We start from the raw sequence: 21117 nt of genomic DNA, 5'->3' as shown, positions 1-21117 counted from the left end.
CCGCGACGCGCGTCATGATTCAGGTCATGGAGATCGATGTTCGAGGCCCCCGTTTCGGCGCCGCGCTGACCACCGTGGTGCTGGCGATCGCGCTGGTCACCGGCAACGGGTGGCTGCTCGCCGTACAGACGGTGTTCTTCGCCGTGGGCGCCGTCGCGGGTGTGCGGAATTCGCCGCACGGCTGGGTTTTCCGCACGCTGATCAGGCCGCGGATCGGGCCGCCGCCGGCCACCGAGGACGCGGCGCCGCCGCGCTTCGCCCAAGCGGTGGGACTGGCCTTCGCGGCGGTCGGCGTGCTCGGCTACCTGGTCGGGCCGCAGTGGCTGGGCGTGGCGGCGACCGCGTGCGCGCTGGCCGCCGCCTTCCTCAACGCGGCCTTCGCCTACTGCCTCGGCTGCGAGATGTACGTCCTGCTGAAGCGGGCGACCGCCTGACCGCCGGGGGCCCGGCGGCCACCAGCGGTTCAGCCGCCGTCTCCGCCGTCTCCGCGGTCACCGCGGTCACCGCGGTCACCAGGGTCACCCCGCGTACGCGCTCAGCTCCTCGCCGATCGCCGCCGCGAAGCCGTCCACGTCCTCTTCCGTGGTGTCGAAGGCGCACATCCAGCGCACCTCGCCCGTCGCCTCGTCCCAGAAGTAGAAGCGGTAGCGCTTGCGGAGCCGCTCGCTGACCTCGCGGGGCAGGATCGCGAAGACGGCGTTGGACTCGACGGGCCGCAGCACCCGTACCCCTTCGATCCGCGCGACCGCCCGCGCCAGGCGGCGGGCCATCGCGTTGGCGTGCCGGGCGCCGCGCAGCCAGAGGTCACCGGTGAGCAGGGCCTCGAACTGTACGGACACGAACCGCATCTTGGACGGGAGCTGCATGCCGGCCTTGCGCAGATACGGCACGCCGCGGACCCGGTCGGGGCTGAGCACCACCACGCACTCGCCGAAGAGCAGACCGTTCTTGGTGCCGCCGAAGGAGAGGATGTCCACCCCCGCCTCGGTGGTGAAGCGGGCGAGCGGCAGATCGAGGAAGGCGGCCGCGTTGGCGAGCCGGGCCCCGTCCAGGTGCACGGCCATGCCGAGCTGGTGGGCGTGGTCGCAGACCGCCTTGATCTCCTCGGGGGTGTAGCAGGTGCCGAGTTCGGTCGTCTGGGTGATGGAGACGACCTGGGGCTGCGCCCGGTGTTCGTCGGTGAAGCCGAACGCCTGCGCGTCGATCAGCTCGGGGGTGAGCTTGCCGTCCGGGGTGGGCACGGTGAGCAGCTTCAGACCGCCGACCCGCTCGGGGGCACCGCACTCGTCGGTGTTGATGTGCGCGGACTCGGCGCAGATCACACCGCCCCAGCGTTCGGTGACGGCCTGGAGCGCGGTCACGTTGGCGCCGGTGCCGTTGAAGAGCGGGTGGACCTCGGCGGTCGGCCCGAAGTGGCAGCGGAAGACCTCCTGGAGGTGTGCTGTGTACGCGTCCTCGCCGTAGGAGACCTGATGGCCGCCGTTGGCGAGGGCGAGCGCGGCGAGGACCTCGGGGTGCGCGCCCGCGTAGTTGTCACTGGCGAATCCGCGCACCCGCGGGTCGTGACGCCGTTCGGCGTCCGAGGCGGGCTGGTCGGTCACGGTCGGGGCGTCAGCCACTGTCGGGTCCCGTTCACTTCCGTAGGGCTCCGGTTCCACAGCGCCGCGACGGCCTCGGCGAGGTCCGCCGCGTCGGTGTAGCCGGCGAATTTGGCGTTGGGCCGCTGGGCCCGCATCTCATCGTGCACCAACGCCTTGATCACCAGCACAGTGGCCGCCGTGGTGAGCCCGTTCTCCCCGCTCAGCTTGCGGAAGGAGTCGCCGAGGGCGAGCGTCCACGCCTCGGCCGCGGCCTTGGCGGCGGCGTAGGCGGCGTTTCCGGCGGTGGGTGCCGCGGCGCCCGCCGCGCTGATCAGCACATAGCGGCCGTCCGGGCTGCGCATGAGTCCGTCGTGGAAGGCGAGCGAGGTGTGCTGGACGGTACGGATCAGCAGTCTGTGCAGCAGATCCCAGTCGGCCAGATCGGTCTCGGGGAAGGAGGCCGAGCCGCGCCAGCCGCCGACGAGGTGGACCAGGCCGTCGACCCGGCCGTGGTCCTTCTCGATCCTGGCCGCCCAGTCCTCGGTGGCCTCCGGATCGAGGAGGTCGACGATCTCACCGGTGACCTCGGCGCCCGGCGCCTCGACGCGTGCGGCGTCGACCGACGCGGCGAGGTGCTCGGGATCGGCGTCGGCCGCGATCACCTGGGCGCCGGCCCGCGCCAGCCGCTTCAGTGCGGCGCGCCCCGCCGCGCCGCCGGCGCCCGCCACCGCGACCACCGCGCCTTCGAGACCGCCCGTGTACGTGTCGGTCGCCATCTCCGCCTCCTCGGCCGCTCCACTCACGCGGCACTCCGGACGGCGGTGCCGCCGGTGATGCCCTTGGTCGAGGCGATCACCTCGCGCAGCTTCTTCGCAAGGGCCTCGTAGAACATGCTGAGCGGAAACTCGTCCGGCAGCACGTCGTCGACCAGCTTGCGCGGCGGGAGCGACAGGTCCAGGGCGCCCGGGCCCTTGGCCCACACGGAGCCGGGGTGCGGCGAGAGGTACGTCGCGACCAGGTCGTAGGCGGCGAACCAGTGCACGAGCTTGGGGCGGTCGATGCCGTCCCGGTAGAGGGTCTCGATGTCGGCGCAGAGCTGGTTGGTCACCCGGGGCGCGAGCTCCCAGTCGATGTGCAGGGTGTTGTCCGTCCAGCGCACGGCGCCGTGCTTGTGGAGGTAGGCGAAGAGGAGCTGTCCGCCGAGGCCGTCGTAGTTGCGGGTCCTGGCGCCGGTCACCGGGAAGCGGAAGAGCCGGTCGAAGAGGATCGCGTACTGCACTCCCAGGCCCATCGGGTGGCCTTCTGCCTGGAGCTTGACCGCCTCCTTGAAGGAGGTGAGGTCGCAGCGGAGCTCTTCCAGGCCGTACATCCAGAAGGGCGCGCGCTGCTTGATCATGAACGGGTCGAACGGCAGGTCGCCGTGGCTGTGGGTGCGGTCGTGGATCATGTCCCAGAGCACGAAGGTCTGCTCGGCCAGCTGCTGGTCCTCGACCAACCGGGAGGCCTCCTCGGGCAGTTCGAGGCCGAGGGTGTCCACGGCGGCGGCCGTCACCGCGCGGAAGCGGGCCGCCTCGCGGTCGCAGAAGATGGCCCCCCAGGTCCAGCGCTCGGGCGCCTGCCGGACGGCGACGGTCTCCGGGAAGAGCACGGCGGAGTTGGTGTCGTAACCCGGAGTGAAGTCTTCGAAGGTGATCGGTACGAAAAGCGGGTTGTCGTACCGAGTGCGCTCCAGCTCGGCGAGCCATTCCGGCCACACCACCCGCAGCACGACGGCTTCCAGATTGCGGTCCGGGTTGCCGTTCTGCGTGTACATCGGGAAGACCACGAGGTGCTGGAGGCCGTCCCGGCGGTCTCCGGCGGGCCGGAAGGCGAGCAGCGAGTCGAGGAAGTCGGGTACCGCGAAGCCGCCGTCGGACCAGCGGCGCAGATCGGTGACCAGCGCCTGGTGGTAGGCCGCGTCGTGCGGGAGCAGCGGGGAGAGCTGTCCGATCGCGTCCACGACCCGGTCAAGGGTGCGCGCGGCGTCGTCCCGGGTGGGCGCGTCGTCGGCCGCGAAGTCGATCGAGCCGTCCTTCGCCTGCCAGGGCCTGATGGCCTCCACGGCCTGCTTCAGCACCGCCCACTGGGGATGGTCGATGACGTCCGCGCCGGATATCCCGTCTTTCCCGGACGCTCGCGGCGTAAGAACTTCGGCCATGACCCCACCTCCACAAGAGAAACTGCCGTCACGACACCGTATCCATGTCGTCGGCGCCGCATCAAGAGGAGCCTGTGGAGATCGTCCGGTCACGGTCGCCACAGGCCGCTGTTTTTCCCGCCTCATTCCCGAATGGCGCAACAAAAGTTGCGTCAGATGCCCGTTTGATGCTGGGCCGGGCAGGCGGGCGACGGGCCTGCCCCGGCGGGGCGAGGGGCGGCCGGTACGCCGACTCGTCATGGCGCGTTCCGCGTCCCGGTCGCCTCCGCTCGCTAGGGTGCGGGCATGAGCTTCCTCACCGTCGGCCACCGGGGCGTCATGGGCGTCGAACCGGAGAACACCCTGCGCTCCTTCCGCCGCGCCGAGGAGGCCGGCCACGACCAGATCGAACTCGATCTGCATCTCAGCAAGGACGGCGCGCTGATCGTCATGCACGACCCGGACGTGGACCGCACCACGGACGGCGGCGGACTGGTCCGCGATCTCACACTGGCCGAGATCCGCGGCCTGGACGCCGGGCTCGGCGAGCACGTCCCGGTCTTCGAGGAGGTGCTGGAGGCGGTGGGGCGGCCCATCCAGGCCGAGATCAAGGACGTGGCGGCGGCCCGGATCCTCGCGGCGGTGCTGCGCGAGCGCGGCGAGACCGGCCGGGTGAGCGTGCTGTCCTTCCACGACGAGGCCCTCGCCGAGATCCACACCCTGCTGCCCGAGGTCCGTACGGTGCTGGTGGCCGAGGAGTCGGGGCCGCACATCGTGCCCCGCGCCCAGGCGGTGGGCGCCCGGCTGGTCAGTCTGGACCTGCGGCAGCTCAACCTCGACACGGTGCGCCGCTGCCACGACGCCGGCATCGCGGTCATGGCCTGGACCGTCAACACGGCCCAGGAGTGGGCGCTGGCCCGCGCCCTGGGCCTGGACGGCGCGGCCACGGACCTCCCCGCGGAACCGGGCGCGTGACGCGCCGGCGGTCCGGGCGCGCGGGGTGACGCGGGGTGACACGGGGTGACACGGGGTGACACGGGGTGACACGGGGTGACACGGGAGCGGACCGCCGGGGCGGCGAAAAGGCCGGCCCGGCTGCTGGTCAGCCCAGCTTCTTGGTGAGCAGCTCGAACTCCAGGTCGTCCCGGGTCGGGCGGCCGAACCGCTCGTCGCCGTAAGGGAAGGGGCTCATCTCACCGGTGCGGAGGTAACCGCGGCGGACGTACCAGGCGATCAGATCCGTACGGACCGATATCACCGTCATGTGCACCGCGGCGACGCCCCATTCCTCGGCGGCGAAGCGTTCGGCCTCGGCGATGACGGCCCTGCCGAGTCCGCCGCCCTGGGCGGTCGGCCGCACCGCGAACATCCCGAAGTAGGCGTGGTCAGCGCGGCGTTCGAGGCGGCAGCAGGCGACGAGGTCGCCGTCCCGCTCGACCACGAGCAGCCGGTTGCCGGGCTTGCCGATGACGTCGAGGACGGACTCGGGGTCGGTGCGCTGCCCCTCCAGGATGTCCGCCTCGGTGGTCCAGCCGGCCCGGCTGGCCTCCCCCCGGTAAGCGGACTCGATCAGCGCGACAAGCGCCGGAACGTCATCGGGGACGGCGGGGCGGAAGCGGAGCGGGCCTGCGGTTTCCATGCGCGAAAGGCTAGCCTCATCGCCCGCCGGGTCCGACGCCGCCTCCCGGCGCACGGGCCCGGACCTGGGGCCTCTCCCCTGGGCAGCGGGGGAGCGTGCGGATATAGTGTGCACTCCCCTGAAGTGACCCAACGCGCCCGGGTATGCACCCTTCGTGCCGGGCAGCCTTTCGCGGATCGCGCTTCACGGGTGGCCCGCCGGAAGCGGAACGCAGGGAGAGGCAGGGGGGTGCCCGATGCACGGAACACCGCTGGTGGCTTGGCTGCTGGTCGGGCTCGGCGCCTCGGTCGCGCTCTCCTGCCTGCTGCGTCGGGAGGCGAGAGCCGAGGCGGTGACCGGGGCGGGCATGGCGGTGATGGCGGTGCCGCTGTCCGTCTTCGACCCCGGCCCGTGGGGAGCGGCGGTGCTGGCCGCCGCCTTCGCCCTCGCCGCGCTGCACTCACTGCTCGGCCGGGCCCCGCACCGGGCGCACCACGCGGTGTGTTCCGGGGCGATGATCTACATGGCGGTGGCGATGGCCGCGGCGGGCTCCGGGCCCGGCGGGCACGCCGCCCACCTCGGCGCCGGCGTCCCGCTGCTGACCGGTCTGCTGTTGTGCTACTTCACCGTCTATGTGGTGCGCACCGGGCTGACCCTGGCGCCCGGCGCGACAGCGCACCCCGCGATATCCGCGGCCCACTCCGCGTCGCCGGCCGGGGGTGTGATCCGGCTGCGGCACGCACCCGAGGTGGCGCTCGCCTGCCGGGTGTCGATGGCGCTGGGGATGCTCGCGATGCTGCTGGCGATGTGACCCGGCCGCTCGATCCGGGCCGATGAGTGATACGTCACATCGGCACGGCGCCGCACCACGGGCCGAGGGGCGGCTCCTAGGGTGATCACATGATGGTCCCGTTGGTGCTGCTGGTCCTCGGCGCACTTGCGGCGGCGACGGCGCCGCGACTGCTCTCCCGTGCCGACTGGCCGGAGCGCGAACCGGTGCTGGCCCTGTGCGTGTGGCAGTGCGTGGTCGCCGCGGTGCTGCTGTGCTGCGTGCTGGCCATGGCGCTCACCGCCTCGGCGGCCTGGGCGGCCGTCCGCGGAAACGTCTTCGCCTTCGCGCCCCGCGGTGTGGTGGAGGCCTACGGACTGCCTGGATACGGCCGCTGGTCCGGCACGGTCGCGGTGGGTCTCGCGCTGGGCGGCGCGTGGACGGTGGCGATGCTGACCCGGGAGATACGGGGCGCGCGGTCACGCCGTCGGCAGCGGCGGATCGAACTGCGGGCCCGTGCGCCGCGGTTGCCCGGCGAGATGGTGCCGGCCGGCGAGCGGCTCGTCGTCCTGGAGGACGTCCGCTCCGATGCCTGGTGGCTGTCGGGCGCCCAGCCGCAGTTGGTGATCACCACGGCCGCCTTGCGGCGGCTCAGGGGCCGCAGCCTGGACGCGGTGCTCGCCCATGAGCAGGGCCACGCCCGCGCCCGGCACGATGTGCTGCTGCACTGCGCCGGGGCGCTGGCCGGCGGCTTTCCGCAGGTGCCGGTCTTCGCCGCCTTCCGCGACCAGGTGCACCATCTGGTGGAGCTGGCCGCCGACGACACGGCCTCGCGCCGCTTCGGGCGGCTGGCCACCGCGCTGGCGCTGGTGGAACTCAACGAGGGACGGGCGGTGTTCGGTCCGGGTCCGGCGCCGTTCGGCGCTCTGCCGGGCCGGGTGAACCGCCTGCTCGACCCGGGCCCCCGGCTGACCGTGGGCCGGCGGCTGCGCGTGACCGCCTTCGCCCTCCTCGCCCCGGCCGTCCCGCTGGTGATCGCCTTCGGCCCGGGCCTGCACGCCCTCACGTGACCAGCCGTCGGCGCCGGACGTCGGGGGCGGACGTCGGGGGCGGTGCGGTGCGCTGGTGGCGGCGGCGACAACGACGAGAGGGGCGGCCCTCAGGTGGCCGGCACCGCATCCGGGATCAGCCCGCACCCATGCAGACCGAACCGGACCCGGCGATCCCCTGTTCCGCCGGGTCCGGCGTTCGTGCCCCCATGGCCCCCGTGGATCCGGCGCCCCCGTCGGCCCCCGGTTTCCCCGTGCCCCGCGGGACCTCTGGCCCTGCGGGGTGCGCTGAGTATATTGGCTCCGAGCCAGTCAACGCAGGAGTAAAGCATGTCCCCTCGCAGCGCATCGGTCAATGAAGCGATGCGTCAGCGTTCCCGGGAACGGTTGCTGCGCGCCACCGTGGAGTTGGTCGAGGAGCGCGGCTACGAGGCCACCACCCTCGCCGGCATCGCCGAACGCGCCGGTTCCGCGCGCGGGTTGGTCTCGTACTACTTCTCCGGCAAACGGGCGCTGTTGCAGTCCGCCGTGCACCGCCTGATGAGCGAGGAACTGGCGGCCGCCCTGGCGCGCGAGCCGCGGACCGCCGACGGCCGGGAGCTGCTGGCCAGGGCGGTCGACGCGATCCTGGCGCTGACGCGGACTCACACCACCTTGATGCGCACCCACATGGCCTCGATCCTCCAGGAGGAGGGTTTCATCCAGTGCCCTGAGCAGCAGCGCCTCGCCCAACTGCTGCGCCAGACGGTGGCGGACTGGGGCGCGCAGCAGCCGGAGGAGGAGTACCGGCTGCTGCGGGCCCTGCTGATGGGTGCGACGGTGGCGCTGCTGCTGCCGGGCGCTCCGATGCCGCTGCACCGGCTGCGGGCCGAACTCTTCCAGCGCTACGGACTCGACTGGACCGCGGGGACGCCGCCGCCGGACGACGAGGCCCGGCGTCCCGACGCGTGAACCCCGGTGTCGCGATCCCCGGCGGGTCTCAGCCCTGCCCGAGCCGTTCCGCCTGGGCGTCGGCGGCGGCCAGCACCCGGTCGAGCAGGCCGGGGAAGAGCCGCTCCAGATCGGCGCTGCGCAGGGTGTTCATCTTCGAAGTGCCCCGGTAGACCTGGCTGATGACGCCCGCCTCCCGCAGCACCCGGAAGTGATGGGTGCTGGTGGACTTGCTGACCGGCAGCGGTACGTCCGAGCAGGACATCTCCCCCCGCTCCCCCGCGAGCCGGCGGACCACGGTCAGCCGCATCGGGTCGGACAGGGCGTGCAGCACCTCCGCCAGCCGGATGTCCTCGGTGGGCGGATGCTCCAGCGTCCGGTCCGGGGTCACCGGATCCGGCGGGGCGGCCGACGGGGGCGAGGTGCTCATGAAGACCATATTACGAGACCTCTCGTAGTTTGACGGATGCCGTACTACGACGTCTATCGTAAGACCGGAAGAACCTCCGAGCCCGAGGAGCCTGCTGTGAGCGCACTGTTCGAGCCCATCACACTGAGGTCCCTGACCTTGCGCAACCGCGTCTGGATGGCGCCGATGTGCCAGTACTCGGCCCATCCGGACGGCCCGGACCAGGGGGCGCCGAACGACTGGCACTTCGCGCACTACACGTCCCGCGCCGTCGGAGGCGTCGGCCTGGTCCTCACCGAGGCCACCGCCGTCAGCCCGGAAGGCCGGATCAGCCCCTGGGACCTCGGCGTCTGGAACGACCGCCAGGTCGAGGAGTTCAGCCGGATCGCCCGATTCCTCGACGAACAGGGCGTGCCCTTCGGGATCCAGCTCGCCCACGCCGGACGCAAGGCGTCGACCGACGCGCCCTGGCACGGTGGCGGCCCGGTCGGTGAGCCCTACGGCTGGCCGACCGTCGGCCCGAGCCCGATCGCGTTCACCGAGGGCCACCCGGTGCCCGAGGAGTTGTCGGCGGCGGGTATCGCGGCGGTGGTGGCCCAGTTCGCGGCCGCCGCCGAACGCGCGCTGGCCGCCGGCTTCAAGGTGGCCGAGGTGCACGGCGCGCACGGCTATCTGATCGGCCAGTTCCTCTCCCCGCACAGCAATCACCGCACCGACGGTTACGGCGGCTCCTTCGAGAACCGGATCCGCCTCGCGCTGGAAGTGGTCGACGCGGTCCGCGAGGTCTGGCCGGACGAACTGCCGCTCCTCTTCCGAGTCTCGGCCACCGACTGGCTGGAGCACGGCGGCTGGACCCCGGAGGAGACGGTCCGGCTCGCCAAGGAGCTGCTCGTGCGCGGGGTGGACCTGCTGGACGTCTCGTCCGGCGGCAACGCGGCCGCTCAGCGGATCCAGGCCGGCCCCGGCTACCAGGTGCCGTTCGCCGCCCGGGTGCGGGCCGAGACCGAGATGCCGGTCGCGGCGGTCGGCGAGATCACCGACCCGCGGCAGGCCGAGACGATCGTCGCCGGCGGCCAGGCCGACGCCGTCCTGCTCGGACGCGAGCTGCTGCGGCGCCCCACCTGGCCGCTGCTGGCGGCCGCCGAGCTGGGTGCGACTCCCCGGGTGCCCTCGCAGTACGCACGGGCCTACCCCCGCCCGGCCCGCTGAGCCGGGCAAACGGAAGGCGGGACACGCGGCGGCACGGGTAGCTCTCCGCTACCCGCGGGGGTGACGCGAGAGGCACGCACGCCCCCGCCGCCGCTCACCCCGCGCCTCGGCGTGCCCGTCCACGGCCCCGCAGGCACCGGCACGGCTCGGTCGGCACCGGTCGCAGGGGCGTGCGGGCACGGATAGCGTTGGTACATGCCTGCGTGGCGTGCCCCGGTCGAGCGCCTTCTCATGCGGCCGTGGGGCCGTGTGCTGGTGGCGGTGCCGCTTGCGCTGATCGTGCTGATCTGCCTCGCGGACCTGCTGGCCCCGTCGAGCGTCCAGCTCGGCTCCCTGCTGGTGATCGCCCCGGCTCTCACCGCCGCCTTCACCGGACCCCGGCTGACCGCCCTGGTGGGAGCCCTCGCGGTCGGCGCCCTCGAAGTGATCGACGGCACGAGGGCCGGGCTGACCACCGCCAACCACATGGCCCAGCTTCTCGCCTTGGTGGCACTGTCCGCCCTCATGGTGGGTGTCAGCTACGTGCGCGAGCGCCGCGCCCATCAGCTCCTGCGCACCCGCTCGGTCTCCGAGACCGCGCAACGCGTCCTGCTGCGCCCGCCACGCCCGAGAATCGGACCGCTGCGGGTGGCCTGGCTCTATCTGGCCGCCGAGGACGAGGCGCAGATCGGCGGCGACCTCTTCGCCACGGCCCGCGGACCCGGGCTCTCCACCCGCGTCGTGATCGGCGATGTGCGCGGCAGCGGCATCACCTCCATGGGCGAGGCGTCCGTGGTGCTCGGCGCCTTCCGCGAGGGGGCTCACCGCCACGCCTCGCTGCCCGGCCTCGCCACCGCTCTGGAGGACAGCGTCTGCCGCGAGACCGAGGAGGTCTCCGACACCCGCCCCGACCCCGGTGAGCACTTCGTCACCGCGCTCCTGCTCGACATCCCCGACCACGACCCGAAGGTCAGCATGGTCAGCTGCGGCCACCCGCCGCCCCTGCTCGTCCACGACCGCCGGGTCAGCGTCCTGGACCCCACCACGCGTACGCCGCCGCTCGGCCTGTGCGTGCCCGCCGCGCCTCACCGAACCGACACCTACGCCTTCGAAACCGGCGACATCATCCTGCTCTACACCGACGGCGTCATCGAAGCCCGCTCACCCGCCGGCGACTTCTACCCCCTCGCCGAACGGCTCGGCGCCCTCACCGCGACCACCCCCGACACCCTGCTCCGCGACATCCATCGCGATCTGCTCCGCCACATCGGCGGCGAACCCACCGACGATACCGCCCTCCTCGCCATCCAGCGGCTGCCCGACTGACCGCCGGCCGAGCGGATGTCGCGGGCCGGGACTCCGGGGCCTGATGGGGTCCGCGGCCGCTCGGGTCAGAGCTGGTCGTGGCGGGGTGTCCCGTCGGCCGGGACCGACCGGGGCGCGGCCACCGGAGCGCTCGGGGTCTTCTCCCCGGCCTCGATCGCGACCGTCAGCCGGTTCTCGGTCGGCGGCAGCGGGCAGGTCGCCAGGTCGGTGTAGGCGCAGGGCAGATTCACCGCCCGGTTGAAGTCGATCCGCACGTTCCCCCGCGCGTCCGGCGGGTCGATGGACAGCGACCGGTTGGCGGCGTAGGTGGTCACGCCGGAGGTGGCGTCGGTGAGCAGCACGAGCAGGCCGCCGGCCGCCCGGCCGTTGAAGGCGGTCAGCCGGTGGTTGACGCCGTCGAGTTCGAACTCGACCTGGCCGGGGGCGTCGTAGACGTGCTGGAGGCCTTCGACGGCGGCGCCCACCGTGGTCGGCCGGGGCGTGTCGAAGGGGAGATAGCGGCCGGTGCGGGACCAGCGGGGGTCCGGGGCGTAGGTGGGGGTGCCGTCATAGGCGAGCCGCAGTGCGTTCTCCGGGTGCCGGGGGCGGATGATGTCGTATCCGCCGCGCCTGGCGACCTCGATCACCGCGTCGCCCGCGACCGGGAAGAGGCTGCTCCGCTCCCGGAGCACACCGAAGTCGTGCCGGCCGCGCAGCGGTTGTCCTTCGAGGGCGAGTTCCTCGTCGGCGGAGAGCTCCACCACCACGCCGTCCTCGGTGCTCGACCAGGCGCCGGGCGCGTCGGGAAAGCGGCGGGGGGTGGCGTCCAGCCAGTGCAGCCCGGTGATGGCGAGGAAGCCGTGCGGGTCGGCGCGTACCTTCTCGTGCCGGGCGTGCCACCGCTCCCACTCCTGGACGAAGGCGGCGCGGTCGGTCTCTTCGGCTTGTACGGACATCAGGACTCCTTGACTTCCCTTGCCGGGCGGTACGCGGGGGGAGCGCGCCCACGCGGGCGGCGAAGAGTGTGATGGGGCGGGGTGCGAGGGTGGAGCGAAGCAGGTGCGGCCGGGGCCGGGTCAGCCGGCGGTGCGCGGCACGGCGGCGGTCCGCGGGCCGGGCGTGGGCAGAGCCCTCGATCCGCCCGGACACAGGGCGGCGGCGACGCGCTGGGGGTCGATGTGCCGTCGCGAGAACGGGGCGAAGGTCGGCAGCGACCGCTGTCCGGTGTTCCGCACCGCGTCGCCTCCCCGTCTCTTCGGCGTCTCTTCGGCGTCTCTTCGGCTCGCACCTGGTGGAACTCACCAGCGCCGAGCCGCGGTCGGCTCGGCCGGATCTCCACCTGGGGCGCCCCGGCGGGAGAGTGCGCCGCCGGTCCACCGGCCCGGGCTCACCGCTGCCACTCATGACCTTCGAGCACCGTAACTCCGGCGCGCGGTCGAACACAATCCCCTCCGGCCCGGCCCCGCGCTCCGGCCGGGCGGATCGTCCCGGCCGTCACCGACGCGGTACGGACAGCCGCCCGCCCCGCCCCTGATCCGCGGGCGGGGCGGGGTGTTCGCCGGGCTCGCGACCCGGCCCGGCTCAGTGTTTGTGGTGGCAGGCCTTCTCGTAGTTGGCCAGCGCCAAGCCCAGCGCGAAGAAGGTGGGCGGCCACTCGCCGACGAAGGTGCTCAGCCGGTCGGCGCGCTCCTCGCCCTTCTTCTCGATCCGCAGCGACGCCTGCCAGGTGGCGATCGAAGCGAGGATGGAAGCGAAACCGGCGAGGTAGGCGTGCTCGGATCGCAGACCCTTCTCGTGCAGCATTCGGACCAGCATGGGGCGCCTCCCGGGGGTTGATGGTGACCTCCACGATGGGCCGCGACCGGAGCGGGCGCCCGGTGAGCGGGGCAAAGGGGTGAATCCGGCGAGCGGATCGCCGTCCGTGACAGGGCCGTTGACCCAGTAGAGTGACGGATCGTGACTGCGCGACCATTGCACGAAACCGTCGAGGCCGGCTGGGCCAAAGCGCTGGAGCCCGTGGCGGACCGGATCGCGGCCATGGGGGACTTCCTCCGCGCCGAGATCGCGGCCGGCCGTACGTATCTGCCGGCGGGGGCGAACGTCCTGCGCGCCTTCCAGCAGCCGTTCGACGACGTACGGGTCCTGATCGTCGGCCAGGACCCCTACCCCACCCCCGGGCACGCGGTGGGGCTGAGCTTCTCCGTCGGAGCCGACGTGCGCCCGCTGCCGGGGAGCCTGGAGAACATCTACCGCGAACTGTCCGCCGATCTCGGGGTGCCGCGGCCGTCCAACGGCGATCTGACCCCCTGGACCCGGCAGGGCGTCCTGCTGCTCAACAGGGCGCTGACCACCGCCCCGAAGCGGCCCGCCGCGCACCGCGGCAAGGGCTGGGAGGCGGTCACCGAGCAGGCGATCAGGGCGCTGGCCGGCCGGGGCCGGCCACTGGTGTCGATCCTGTGGGGCCGGGACGCGCGCAATGTGCGGCCGCTGCTCGGCGAACTGCCGGCGATCGAGTCGGCCCACCCCTCGCCGATGTCCGCGGACCGGGGGTTCTTCGGCTCCCGGCCGTTCAGCCGCGCCAATGACCTGCTCATCCGGCAGGGCGCCGAGCCGGTCGATTGGCAACTCCCCTGACGGTGGCCCACGATAGGCTGCCCGGGTGACGACGCATCCCAACACCCCGGCGGGCTGGTACGCCGACCCCCAAGGCTCTCCCAACCTGCTCCGCTACTGGGACGGCTCCCGGTGGACCGAGCACACCAACCCCGGTCAGATCCCCCAGCAGGGCGGACAGAAGCCGCCCGGCGGCGGCAGCGCCTGGGAACTGGACGTCAGCAAGGCGCCGGACCCCACGAAGGTCCAGCACCAGGTGCGGCAGCAGGCCGGCGTGGCGCCGACCAACTTCGGCGGCGGCGGTCTCTTCACCGAGCCGGTCCTGGTGGTGAACCAGAAGGCGAAGCTGATCGAACTCGTCAACGAGTACACGGTCTTCGACCAGAACGGCCGCACCCTCGGCTCGGTCGTCGAGGTCGGTCAGAGCACCGTCAAGAAGGTGCTGCGGTTCGTCTCCAGCGTCGACCAGTTCCTCACCCACAAGCTGGAGGTGCGGGACGCCGCGGGGCAGCCGCAGTTGGTGCTGACCCGGCCGGCCAAGTTCGTCAAGTCCAAGGTGCTGGTGGAGCGGCCCACCGGGGAGCCGCTGGGCGAGATCGTGCAGCAGAACGCCTTCGGCAAGATCAAGTTCGGGCTGATGTACAACGGGCAGCAGATCGGCGCGATAAAGGCCGAGAACTGGCGGGCCTGGAACTTCGCGATCGTCGACCACACTGACACCGAGATCGCCCGGATCACCAAGACCTGGGAAGGTCTGGCCAAGACCATGTTCACCACGGCGGACAACTACGTGCTCCAGATCCACCGGCAGCTCACCGACCCGCTGCTCAGCATGGTGGTGGCCTCCGCGCTCACCGTGGACACCGCCCTCAAGCAGGACTCCCGCGGACTCGGCTGAGCGGTGACCGGGTCCCCCCAGCGCCTGTCCGGCGCTCCCGGCACCGGCTGGGTGCTGGGTGTCGACTCCGGCGGCTCCGGCGTGCGCGTGGCGCTGGCGCGCGCCGACGGCTCCGGGACGACCGCGCCGGCCGTCTCGGACCGGCCCGCGCCGGTGGGTGAACGGGGCATCGAGGCGGCGAGCCTGCTCGGTCTGCTGCTGCCGCTCGCCGAGCGGCTGATGCGCGAGGCGGGCGCGCCGCGGATCTCCGCGGCCTGTGTGGGCGCCGCCGGGATGGCCTCGCTCGGCGACGACCTGCGCGCCCGGCTGCCTGCGGCGCTGTCCGACGCGCTGGGTGTGACGGAGCTGGCGTTGGCCGGCGACGCGGTGACGGCGTACGCCGGGGCGCTCGGTCTGCGGCCGGGCGTCGTGGTGGCGGCGGGCACCGGGATGATCGCGCTGGGCACCGGCGGCGACGGTCAGGGCTGGCGGCGCGCTGACGGCTGGGGGCATCTGCTGGGCGACGACGGCGGCGGTGCCTGGATCGGCCGGGCCGGGCTGGCCGCGGCGGTACGGGCCCACGACGGGCGGGCCGGCGGTTCAGGGCCGCTGCTGGCGCGGGCACGGGCGCTGTTCGGGCCGGTCGAGAAACTGCCGGGGCAGCTCTATCCGCGCCCTGACCGGCCCGCCGTGCTCGCCTCCTTCGCCCCGGAGGTGGCGGCGTGCGCGGCTCAGGACCCGGTGGCGGCCGGGATCCTGCGCCGGGCCGCCGCGCACATCCTGGAGTCGGCCGCCGCGGTGCGGCCGGCCGCCGGTCCGGTCGACGTGGCGTTCACCGGCGGTCTGTTCAAGATGGGCGAGCCGCTGCTGGCCCCGCTGCGCGAGCAGGCGGCGCGGCTGCTGCCGGAGGCCGCGCTGGTACCGGCGGCCGGCGATCCGCTGGACGGCGCGGTGCTGATCGCGGGCGCGCTGCACGGCGGGCGGTTGACGCTGCCCACCGATCCCGCGCTGCTCAGCCTCATCCGGTCAAGCAGGCTCGTCCGGTCAGGCTCGTCCGGCCAGCCTCGTCCGGCGACCGAGCGTGACCGGTGAATGACCGGCGAATGCCCGGTGAATCGGACAGTTCTGGACAGGTCTGACCCACCTCGTACCCGCCCGAACACGTTGGCTGCTCAAGGCGTTAGCATGCGTCGCCATGAGCACTGCACCAGGGCCCGCCTCCGGCCTCCCCGTTCGAACGCCGCGCCAACAGCCTGGCCGCCACCGCCGCCCGGAGGCGCTGACAGCGCCTGAGGGCGCGCCGGTGCTGGTCCTCGCCGTCCCCGGCGCCCCCACCGCCGCGGCGCTCAGCCTGGCCGAGGAGGTCGTGAGCATCGCCCGCTCCGAACTGTCCGGCCTCGACCCGCGGATCGCGTTCGTCGACGGCGAGGATGTCGACCAGGACGAGTTCCCCGGTCTGCGGGGCGTGCTCGACCAGGTGGCGGCGGAGCGGCCGGGCGAGGACACCTCGGCGGTCGTGGTGCCGCTGCTGGCCGGGCCGGAGGCGTCCGTGCTGCGCCGGATCCGGCAGGCGATCGCCGACAGCAAGGCGCAGGTCGAACTGACCGACGTGCTCGGCCCGCACCCGCTGCTCGCCGAGGCCGTGCACGTACGGCTGGCCGAGGCCGGCCTCGCCCGGGCCGACCGGGCACGGCTGTTCACGGTCGCGACGGCGGCCGACGGCATCATCCTGGCCACGGTCGGCGGCGAGGAGGCGGCGCAGGCGGCCGGGGTGACCGGGCTGCTGCTGGCCGCACGGCTCGCGGTACCGGTGCTGGCGGCCGCGCTGGACGAGGACGGGGCGATCGCGCACGCGGCCGAGGAGTTGCGCTCCTCCGGTTCCGCCACGCTGGCGCTGGCGCCGTATCTGATCGGCCCGGAGATCGCCCCCCAGCTTCTGCACACCGCCGCCGCGGAGGCCGGCTGCTCGGGGGCGGACGCGCTCGGCCCCTACCCGGCGGTCGGCAAGCTGGTGGTGACGCAGTACGCGGCCGCGGTGGGCATTGTGCGGGAGGAGACCTCACGGGCGCAGGCGCAGTGAATCCCTGACGGTCCGTACCCGGAGGCGGGCGGCCCCACTCGGGGGACCGCCCGCCTCCGTGTGTGCGAGCCCGACCCAGCGGGCGTGCGGCACCCGGCCGCTCAGCCGAAGAGGACGCAGGAGACCGCGGGCAGCTCCAGCGAACCGGCCTGCTTGGGAGTGCCGGTTGCCGGGTCGACGTCGAACCAGGTGATGTCGCCGGAGCGTTCGTTGGCGGCGTACAGCCGGGTGCCGGCCGGGTCGAGGGTCAGATGGCGCGGCCAGTCGCCGCCGCAGCTCACCGTTTCGAGGAGTTCCAGGCTCTCCCCGTCGTCGTCCACCGAGAGCACCGCGATGCTGTTGTGGCCGCGGTTGGCCACCCAGACGAAGCGGCCGTCGCGGGAGACCACCAGTTCCGAGGGGTAGTTCTCGCCTTCGGCGCCCTCGGGCAGCACCCTGGTCTCGGCGAGCGGGCGCAGACTGCCCTTGTCCGCGTCCCAACGGCACACGGTGACAACGGAGTCGAGTTCGTTGATCACATAGGCGTGGGCGCCGTCGGGGTGGAAGGCGAGATGGCGGGGGCCGATGCCGGAGCGCAGGCCGAGTTCGCGCTCGATCTCCAACTCGCCTCCGGCGGCGTCAAGTTCGCAGACGCGCACCGAGTCCGTGCCGAGGTCGACGCTGAGCGCCCAGCGGCCGCTGGGGTCGGGCAGCACCGCGTGCGCGTGCGGGGCCTCCTGGCGCTCCTGGTCGGGGCCGTCCCCCTCGTGCTCCAACACCGAGCGGACCGCGCCGAGCGCGCCGTCGGCGCCGAGCGAGAGCACGCTGACGCTGCCGGTCGCCGCGTAGTTCGCGGTGAGCAAGTGCCCCTGGTGGACGCTGAGATGGGTCGGGGAGCCGCCGCGGACCGGTACCGGGGCGCCCAGCAGGCGCGGCGCGGCCGGATCGGCGAGGGAGAACGCGGCCGCCGCGCCCTCGGGTTCGGTCTCGCTGACCGTGTAGAGGGTCCGCCCGTCGGCGGACAGGGTGAGGAAGGAGGGGTTCGGCACCTCGGCCGTGTGCCCGAGCGCGGTCAGCGCCCCCGTGTCCGGGTCCACCGTGGCCGCGGTCAGCCCGCGGCCCCCCGCCGACGTGAACGACCCGATGTAAACGTGCCCGGCCACTGCCGTACCTCTTCCGCCTGATGTCTGTACGGCGGCTGAGAGTAGTACCTGGCGGCGGTCGCGTCGCCGCCGGGGCCCGCGCGGCTCGGGCCGCGAGCCGTGCGTGTGGGGGGTTGTGCGGTGATACGGCCAGGTCGGCATGGACCGTACCCGAGGTGACGGCGCCGGCGGCGGCCCGCCCGACGTGCGCGGGGGGAGCCGGTTTCAGCCACCGTGCACAGGTGTTCGGGACCGCACCCCGGGCCGGTCCCGCGCCGCACCGCGGCGGGGCGGGCGCCGGGCCACCGGCGCCGGGCCGTGCGCGGCGCCGGAAGCCGCGCTGTGGGGCGGTGGCGCGAACTGGTCACCCACCGCTGGGCCATCGGTACCGTGCGTATACCGGTGATTCGATCATGAGGAGACAAGGGCCCATGCCTGTCGATGCTTTGGACACGCGCATCCTGCGGCTGCTGCTGGCCCAACCGCGCACCAGCGTCCGGGAGTACGCCCGCATTCTGGGGGTGGCCCGGGGCACGCTCCAGGCGCGGCTCGACCGGCTGGAGCGGGACGGGGTGATCACGGTGGCCGGCCCCCGCATATCACCGCAGGGGCTCGGCCACCCGGTGCTGGCGTTCGTCCGGATCGAGGCCACCCAGGGGTCTCTCGACGAGGTCGGGGAGGCACTGGCGACCGTCCCCGAGATCATCGAGGCGTTCTCCGTCACCGGCGGCGGCGATCTGCTCACCCGGGTGGTGGCGCGGGACAACGGACATCTGGAGGACGTCATCCAGCGGTTGATCCAGCTTCCGGGGGTGGTGCGTACCCGGACGGAGATCGCGTTGCGCGAGCGGGTGGCGCACCGGGTGCTGCCGTTGGTGGAGGCGATCGGCCGCAGCGCCGCCCGGCCCGAGCAGCCGACGGCCAAGTAGGCCCCCGGCCGGACTCCTCGGACTCCCTCCGCCGGCCGGAGCCGTGGCCGAACATCCTTCCGGGTCGTCCTCTGGCGGACACGCGTAGAAGCGCGCATCATGGCTTTTCGCCACTGGGTGCACACCCGCATCAGTGGTCCCTGATGTCATGTACTGGTCACCTCGTACCTCCTCCTTGCAGTACCTCTTCCCGTACGTGAAGGAGTTCGACATGGCTTGCGGATCGACCAGCCTGTGGGCGGGCGAGAGCACGTGGTTCTGCTGCGGCGGAAGCTGGGGGCCGTGCGGCAGCGCCGGCACCGGTTCCTGCGGCACCTGCCAGTCCGACGCCCACCAGGCGGCCTGGCCCAACGCCTCCCAGGCGTGCTTCGACATCACCCGCCCGGACCTGTGCGGTGAGTCCATCGTGCGGCGCGGCTGCGGCTCGGTGATGAACGTCAGGCACCAGTGCTCCGGAGCGACGGTGTGCGTCACCGTCTCCGACTGCGGCCCGCGCACCAAGAGCTTCTGCGGCGAGTCCACCTGCTGCGGCGGCGCCTGCCGCACCAACCGCGTCATCGACCTGACCCCGGCGGCCTTCTCCGCGATCGGCAATCTCAGCTCCGGGATGCTGCCGGTCTACATCTACGAGTGACCCGCGGCCGGCCGGCGGACGCGGGGCGGGGGCGTGGGAAGTGCGGGCAGCGCACGAGCACCACCCGACGGCATCCGATGAGAGCTGATCGAACCCGATAGACCCCGATCGACCCCGATGGAACCTGTCAGGACCTGCTGGAACCCGATGGAACCCGATGGAACCCGATGGAAGGAGAACCGCCATGAGCGGGCCATCCGGAGGCGGCCTCGACCGCCGCCGCTTCCTCACCACCGCCGCGCTGGGCGGCGCGACGATCGTTGGCGCCTCCGCGCTCGGCGGTCTCGACGCGGACGCGGCCTTCGCCGCGCCGATGCCCTCGCTCGACCCGGCCATCGCCAAGTCCGCCTTCGCCGAAGGCCGGATCACCGCGATCAACGGCACGGTGCTGGAGGTGGCGGGCTCCTACGGGGACCATCACCTCATCCAGTTGACCAACGCCACCAGCGTCTGGAAGCTCCGGCCGACCACGGCCGAGGCGATCCGCGTCGGCGACGGACTCTACGCGCGGGGCGTGGACATGCCCGACGGCACAGTGGCCGCCGACGCGGTGTGGGTCAACATCGTCAATCTGCACTGCACGATCCGCGGCATCGCCAAGGACCGCCTGCACTTGGCGCACGGCGACCACGACCACGCCGTCGTCGGCCGTATCGTCCCCGAGACGACCACCGCCTCGTACGTGGGCGGCGCCCTCACCTCGGACCTGTCCCGGGTGCGGATCGGGCAGTCGGCGCAGATCCTCGGCGCCTGGCGGCCGGAGGACGACTCGGTGGACATCGCCCGCGTCACCGTGGGCCACTGAGGAGGCGGCTGTGCTGATGGCGTTCTCGGCGTTCTCCGTCCTCCCCGACCTGGCCCCACTGCTGTGCGGGGCACTGCTCGCGGCCACCGGCTCGGCCAAGCTCTTCGGCCGCCGCACCGCCCGGCTGGCGGCCGGCACCGTACTGGTGCGGGTGCTGAACGACGGCCGGCGGGCCACCCTGGCCCTCCGTACGGTGGGCGCCGCCGAACTGGCCCTCGCCGCCGGTCTGCTGGCAGCGCCGGCCCCGCTGGTACCCGGCGTCGCCACCGCGCTGCTCGGGGCCGCCTTCGTCGGCTATCTCGGCTATGCCAAGGCCACCGCGCCGCAGTCCTCCTGCGGGTGCGGTGCGCGGGCCCAAGGCCCGATCGGGCCGCGCTCCTTCGCACGGGCGGCCCTGGTGCTGCTCGGCGGGGTGGCCGCCGCGGCCGGGCACACCCCGTGGTGGTCGCGGATGACGGACCGGCCGTCGGCGTCCGCGAGCTGTGTACTGGCCGCCGCCGCCCTGCTGTTCGCCCTTTCCGCCGACCTCGACCGCTTCTGGCTGCTGCCGCTGCGCAAGCTGCGGGTGCGGGTGTTCGGCCATCCGCTGCCACCGGGTTCCGGGCAGCGGGTGCCGGCCGCCGCGTCGGTGCAGCTCCTGGAGCGCTCGCTGGCCTGGCAGGCCGCGGCCCCGATCGTCCGTTCGGCGCTGCTGGACTCCTGGGACGACGACGGCTGGCGGGTGCTGCGCTTCACCGGCGTCCACCAGGACGTCCGCGGGGCCAGGCCGGTCACCGTGCTGTTCGCGCTCGACCGTGACGCCACGCTGGACACGACGCCGAATCCGGCGGTACGGGTGTCGGTGATCGACGACCGTACGGAGGAGGTCGTGCCGATCGATCTGCTCCGGGCGGTGGGGCTGAGGACCGCGCTGCCGCTGGCCACCTGAAGGCGGCCGGCCGGCCGAACGGGCGGCGGAGCCCGTGGCGCCGTGCCCCACGCCCATGCCGTGGGGCACGGCGCGACGGGCTCCGCCGGTTCGCCGGGTCACTCCC

Annotated in this window: 24 protein-coding genes; 15 read left to right on the top strand and 9 right to left on the bottom strand. The window is 73.1% G+C overall.

Annotation, left to right across the window (positions count from 1 at the left end; translation table 11 throughout):
- The first annotated feature begins 26 nt into the window (after positions 1–26).
- Positions 27–434 carry a DUF4395 domain-containing protein gene (locus OG519_RS33150; protein WP_405592007.1) on the top strand — a complete coding sequence of 136 codons (408 nt, stop codon included), beginning with the start codon at positions 27–29 and terminating at the stop codon, positions 432–434.
- An 84-nt stretch (positions 435–518) separates the two neighbouring features.
- On the opposite strand, the gene OG519_RS33145 is transcribed toward OG519_RS33150, so the two are convergent.
- The 3 genes from OG519_RS33145 to OG519_RS33135 are packed head-to-tail and all read right to left on the bottom strand — an operon-like array spanning position 519 to position 3777.
- Positions 519–1619, bottom strand: coding sequence for a threonine aldolase family protein (locus tag OG519_RS33145; protein ID WP_405592004.1), 1101 nt, complete (start codon positions 1617–1619; stop codon positions 519–521).
- A complete protein-coding gene (locus OG519_RS33140; RefSeq protein WP_405593171.1) occupies positions 1598–2356 on the bottom strand; it encodes an SDR family NAD(P)-dependent oxidoreductase in 759 nt (252 codons plus the stop codon). The genes OG519_RS33145 and OG519_RS33140 overlap by 22 nt, the downstream gene beginning before the upstream one ends.
- A 23-nt stretch (positions 2357–2379) precedes the next feature.
- Entirely contained in the window at positions 2380–3777 is a 1398-nt protein-coding gene (locus tag OG519_RS33135) for a DUF6421 family protein (protein ID WP_405592002.1), read from the bottom strand.
- 285 nt (positions 3778–4062) lie between these two features.
- Between OG519_RS33135 and OG519_RS33130 the strand changes: the two genes are divergently transcribed.
- A complete protein-coding gene (locus OG519_RS33130) occupies positions 4063–4731 on the top strand; it encodes a glycerophosphodiester phosphodiesterase (RefSeq protein WP_405591999.1) in 669 nt (222 codons plus the stop codon).
- 127 nt (positions 4732–4858) lie between these two features.
- Here the strand turns inward: OG519_RS33130 and OG519_RS33125 are convergent, their stop codons facing one another.
- Positions 4859–5395 (bottom strand): GNAT family N-acetyltransferase, encoded by a 537-nt coding sequence (locus tag OG519_RS33125; RefSeq protein ID WP_405591996.1) that lies wholly within the window; start codon positions 5393–5395, stop codon positions 4859–4861.
- Positions 5396–5630: 235 nt separating this feature from the next.
- Between OG519_RS33125 and OG519_RS33120 the strand changes: the two genes are divergently transcribed.
- The 3 genes from OG519_RS33120 to OG519_RS33110 all read left to right on the top strand — a co-directional run bounded on the left by OG519_RS33120 (position 5631) and on the right by OG519_RS33110 (position 8143).
- Positions 5631–6185: a DUF5134 domain-containing protein gene (locus tag OG519_RS33120; RefSeq protein WP_405591993.1), complete on the top strand. Its 555-nt coding sequence runs from the start codon at positions 5631–5633 to the stop codon at positions 6183–6185.
- 89 nt (positions 6186–6274) lie between these two features.
- Positions 6275–7213, top strand: a complete 939-nt coding sequence (locus OG519_RS33115) for a M56 family metallopeptidase (RefSeq protein WP_405591991.1) — start codon at positions 6275–6277, stop codon at positions 7211–7213.
- A 309-nt stretch (positions 7214–7522) separates the two neighbouring features.
- Entirely contained in the window at positions 7523–8143 is a 621-nt protein-coding gene (locus tag OG519_RS33110) for a TetR/AcrR family transcriptional regulator (RefSeq protein WP_405591989.1), read from the top strand.
- Positions 8144–8171: 28 nt separating this feature from the next.
- Here OG519_RS33110 and OG519_RS33105 read toward each other — a convergent pair whose 3' ends face one another.
- Positions 8172–8552, bottom strand: a complete 381-nt coding sequence (locus OG519_RS33105; protein ID WP_405591986.1) for an ArsR/SmtB family transcription factor — start codon at positions 8550–8552, stop codon at positions 8172–8174.
- A 96-nt stretch (positions 8553–8648) separates the two neighbouring features.
- On the opposite strand from OG519_RS33105, the gene OG519_RS33100 reads away from it, so the two are divergent.
- Together OG519_RS33100 and OG519_RS33095 are read left to right on the top strand one after the other, a co-directional pair.
- Positions 8649–9740, top strand: a complete 1092-nt coding sequence (locus tag OG519_RS33100) for an NADH:flavin oxidoreductase/NADH oxidase (RefSeq protein WP_405591983.1) — start codon at positions 8649–8651, stop codon at positions 9738–9740.
- 195 nt (positions 9741–9935) lie between these two features.
- On the top strand, positions 9936–11045 hold the full coding sequence (locus OG519_RS33095; protein ID WP_405591981.1) for a PP2C family protein-serine/threonine phosphatase: 1110 nt from the start codon (positions 9936–9938) through the stop codon (positions 11043–11045).
- 65 nt (positions 11046–11110) lie between these two features.
- On the opposite strand, the gene OG519_RS33090 is transcribed toward OG519_RS33095, so the two are convergent.
- From OG519_RS33090 to OG519_RS33080, 3 genes are all read right to left on the bottom strand, one after another.
- Positions 11111–11980, bottom strand: a complete 870-nt coding sequence (locus OG519_RS33090) for a DUF1684 domain-containing protein (RefSeq protein ID WP_405591978.1) — start codon at positions 11978–11980, stop codon at positions 11111–11113.
- A 120-nt stretch (positions 11981–12100) separates the two neighbouring features.
- Positions 12101–12259 carry a hypothetical protein gene (locus OG519_RS33085; RefSeq protein WP_405591975.1) on the bottom strand — a complete coding sequence of 53 codons (159 nt, stop codon included), beginning with the start codon at positions 12257–12259 and terminating at the stop codon, positions 12101–12103.
- 346 nt (positions 12260–12605) lie between these two features.
- Positions 12606–12839 (bottom strand): hypothetical protein, encoded by a 234-nt coding sequence (locus OG519_RS33080; RefSeq protein WP_405591972.1) that lies wholly within the window; start codon positions 12837–12839, stop codon positions 12606–12608.
- Positions 12840–12980: 141 nt separating this feature from the next.
- Here OG519_RS33080 and OG519_RS33075 point away from each other — a divergent pair, with 141 nt between their 5' ends.
- The 4 genes from OG519_RS33075 (at position 12981) to OG519_RS33060 (ending at position 16594) form a co-directional block, all read left to right on the top strand.
- Positions 12981–13658 (top strand): uracil-DNA glycosylase, encoded by a 678-nt coding sequence (locus OG519_RS33075; RefSeq protein ID WP_405591970.1) that lies wholly within the window; start codon positions 12981–12983, stop codon positions 13656–13658.
- A 25-nt stretch (positions 13659–13683) separates the two neighbouring features.
- Positions 13684–14535, top strand: coding sequence for a phospholipid scramblase-related protein (locus tag OG519_RS33070; protein WP_405591967.1), 852 nt, complete (start codon positions 13684–13686; stop codon positions 14533–14535).
- Between the two features lie 3 nt (positions 14536–14538).
- Positions 14539–15606, top strand: a complete 1068-nt coding sequence (locus OG519_RS33065; RefSeq protein ID WP_405591964.1) for an N-acetylglucosamine kinase — start codon at positions 14539–14541, stop codon at positions 15604–15606.
- Between the two features lie 103 nt (positions 15607–15709).
- Entirely contained in the window at positions 15710–16594 is an 885-nt protein-coding gene (locus OG519_RS33060) for a sirohydrochlorin chelatase (RefSeq protein WP_405591961.1), read from the top strand.
- Between the two features lie 101 nt (positions 16595–16695).
- Here OG519_RS33060 and OG519_RS33055 read toward each other — a convergent pair whose 3' ends face one another.
- On the bottom strand, positions 16696–17736 hold the full coding sequence (locus tag OG519_RS33055; protein ID WP_405591958.1) for a lactonase family protein: 1041 nt from the start codon (positions 17734–17736) through the stop codon (positions 16696–16698).
- 410 nt (positions 17737–18146) lie between these two features.
- Between OG519_RS33055 and OG519_RS33050 the strand changes: the two genes are divergently transcribed.
- From OG519_RS33050 to OG519_RS33035, 4 genes are all read left to right on the top strand, one after another.
- Positions 18147–18644 (top strand): Lrp/AsnC family transcriptional regulator, encoded by a 498-nt coding sequence (locus tag OG519_RS33050; protein ID WP_405591955.1) that lies wholly within the window; start codon positions 18147–18149, stop codon positions 18642–18644.
- A 148-nt stretch (positions 18645–18792) separates the two neighbouring features.
- Positions 18793–19278 (top strand): hypothetical protein, encoded by a 486-nt coding sequence (locus OG519_RS33045; protein ID WP_405591953.1) that lies wholly within the window; start codon positions 18793–18795, stop codon positions 19276–19278.
- A 184-nt stretch (positions 19279–19462) separates the two neighbouring features.
- Complete coding sequence (locus OG519_RS33040; RefSeq protein ID WP_405591950.1) at positions 19463–20083, top strand: cell wall protein; 621 nt, start codon at positions 19463–19465, stop codon at positions 20081–20083.
- 16 nt (positions 20084–20099) lie between these two features.
- Positions 20100–21011 (top strand): MauE/DoxX family redox-associated membrane protein, encoded by a 912-nt coding sequence (locus tag OG519_RS33035; RefSeq protein ID WP_405593169.1) that lies wholly within the window; start codon positions 20100–20102, stop codon positions 21009–21011.
- The last annotated feature ends 106 nt before the right edge of the window (positions 21012–21117 follow it).

The organism is Streptomyces sp. NBC_01190 (assembly GCF_045039895.1).
Lineage (GTDB): Bacteria > Actinomycetota > Actinomycetes > Streptomycetales > Streptomycetaceae > Actinacidiphila.
The sequence above is the reverse complement of the archived record's forward strand: the minus strand, read 5'-3'. Positions and strand labels throughout refer to the sequence as shown.

What these genes read in the sequence shown, in the direction of transcription:
- OG519_RS33110 (WP_405591989.1), top strand. Translation starts at nt 7,523, where the DNA reads ATGTCCCCTCGCAGCGCATCGGTCAATGAAGCGATGCGTCAGCGTTCC.
- OG519_RS33095 (WP_405591981.1), top strand. Translation starts at nt 9,936, where the DNA reads ATGCCTGCGTGGCGTGCCCCGGTCGAGCGCCTTCTCATGCGGCCGTGG.
- OG519_RS33150 (WP_405592007.1), top strand. Translation starts at nt 27, where the DNA reads ATGGAGATCGATGTTCGAGGCCCCCGTTTCGGCGCCGCGCTGACCACC.
- OG519_RS33125 (WP_405591996.1), bottom strand. Translation starts at nt 5,395, where the DNA reads ATGGAAACCGCAGGCCCGCTCCGCTTCCGCCCCGCCGTCCCCGATGAC.
- OG519_RS33135 (WP_405592002.1), bottom strand. Translation starts at nt 3,777, where the DNA reads ATGGCCGAAGTTCTTACGCCGCGAGCGTCCGGGAAAGACGGGATATCC.
- OG519_RS33120 (WP_405591993.1), top strand. Translation starts at nt 5,631, where the DNA reads ATGCACGGAACACCGCTGGTGGCTTGGCTGCTGGTCGGGCTCGGCGCC.
- OG519_RS33050 (WP_405591955.1), top strand. Translation starts at nt 18,147, where the DNA reads ATGCCTGTCGATGCTTTGGACACGCGCATCCTGCGGCTGCTGCTGGCC.
- OG519_RS33140 (WP_405593171.1), bottom strand. Translation starts at nt 2,356, where the DNA reads ATGGCGACCGACACGTACACGGGCGGTCTCGAAGGCGCGGTGGTCGCG.
- OG519_RS33045 (WP_405591953.1), top strand. Translation starts at nt 18,793, where the DNA reads ATGTACTGGTCACCTCGTACCTCCTCCTTGCAGTACCTCTTCCCGTAC.
- OG519_RS33115 (WP_405591991.1), top strand. Translation starts at nt 6,275, where the DNA reads ATGATGGTCCCGTTGGTGCTGCTGGTCCTCGGCGCACTTGCGGCGGCG.
- OG519_RS33040 (WP_405591950.1), top strand. Translation starts at nt 19,463, where the DNA reads ATGAGCGGGCCATCCGGAGGCGGCCTCGACCGCCGCCGCTTCCTCACC.
- OG519_RS33130 (WP_405591999.1), top strand. Translation starts at nt 4,063, where the DNA reads ATGAGCTTCCTCACCGTCGGCCACCGGGGCGTCATGGGCGTCGAACCG.
- OG519_RS33035 (WP_405593169.1), top strand. Translation starts at nt 20,100, where the DNA reads ATGGCGTTCTCGGCGTTCTCCGTCCTCCCCGACCTGGCCCCACTGCTG.
- OG519_RS33060 (WP_405591961.1), top strand. Translation starts at nt 15,710, where the DNA reads ATGAGCACTGCACCAGGGCCCGCCTCCGGCCTCCCCGTTCGAACGCCG.
- OG519_RS33090 (WP_405591978.1), bottom strand. Translation starts at nt 11,980, where the DNA reads ATGTCCGTACAAGCCGAAGAGACCGACCGCGCCGCCTTCGTCCAGGAG.
- OG519_RS33105 (WP_405591986.1), bottom strand. Translation starts at nt 8,552, where the DNA reads ATGAGCACCTCGCCCCCGTCGGCCGCCCCGCCGGATCCGGTGACCCCG.
- OG519_RS33080 (WP_405591972.1), bottom strand. Translation starts at nt 12,839, where the DNA reads ATGCTGGTCCGAATGCTGCACGAGAAGGGTCTGCGATCCGAGCACGCC.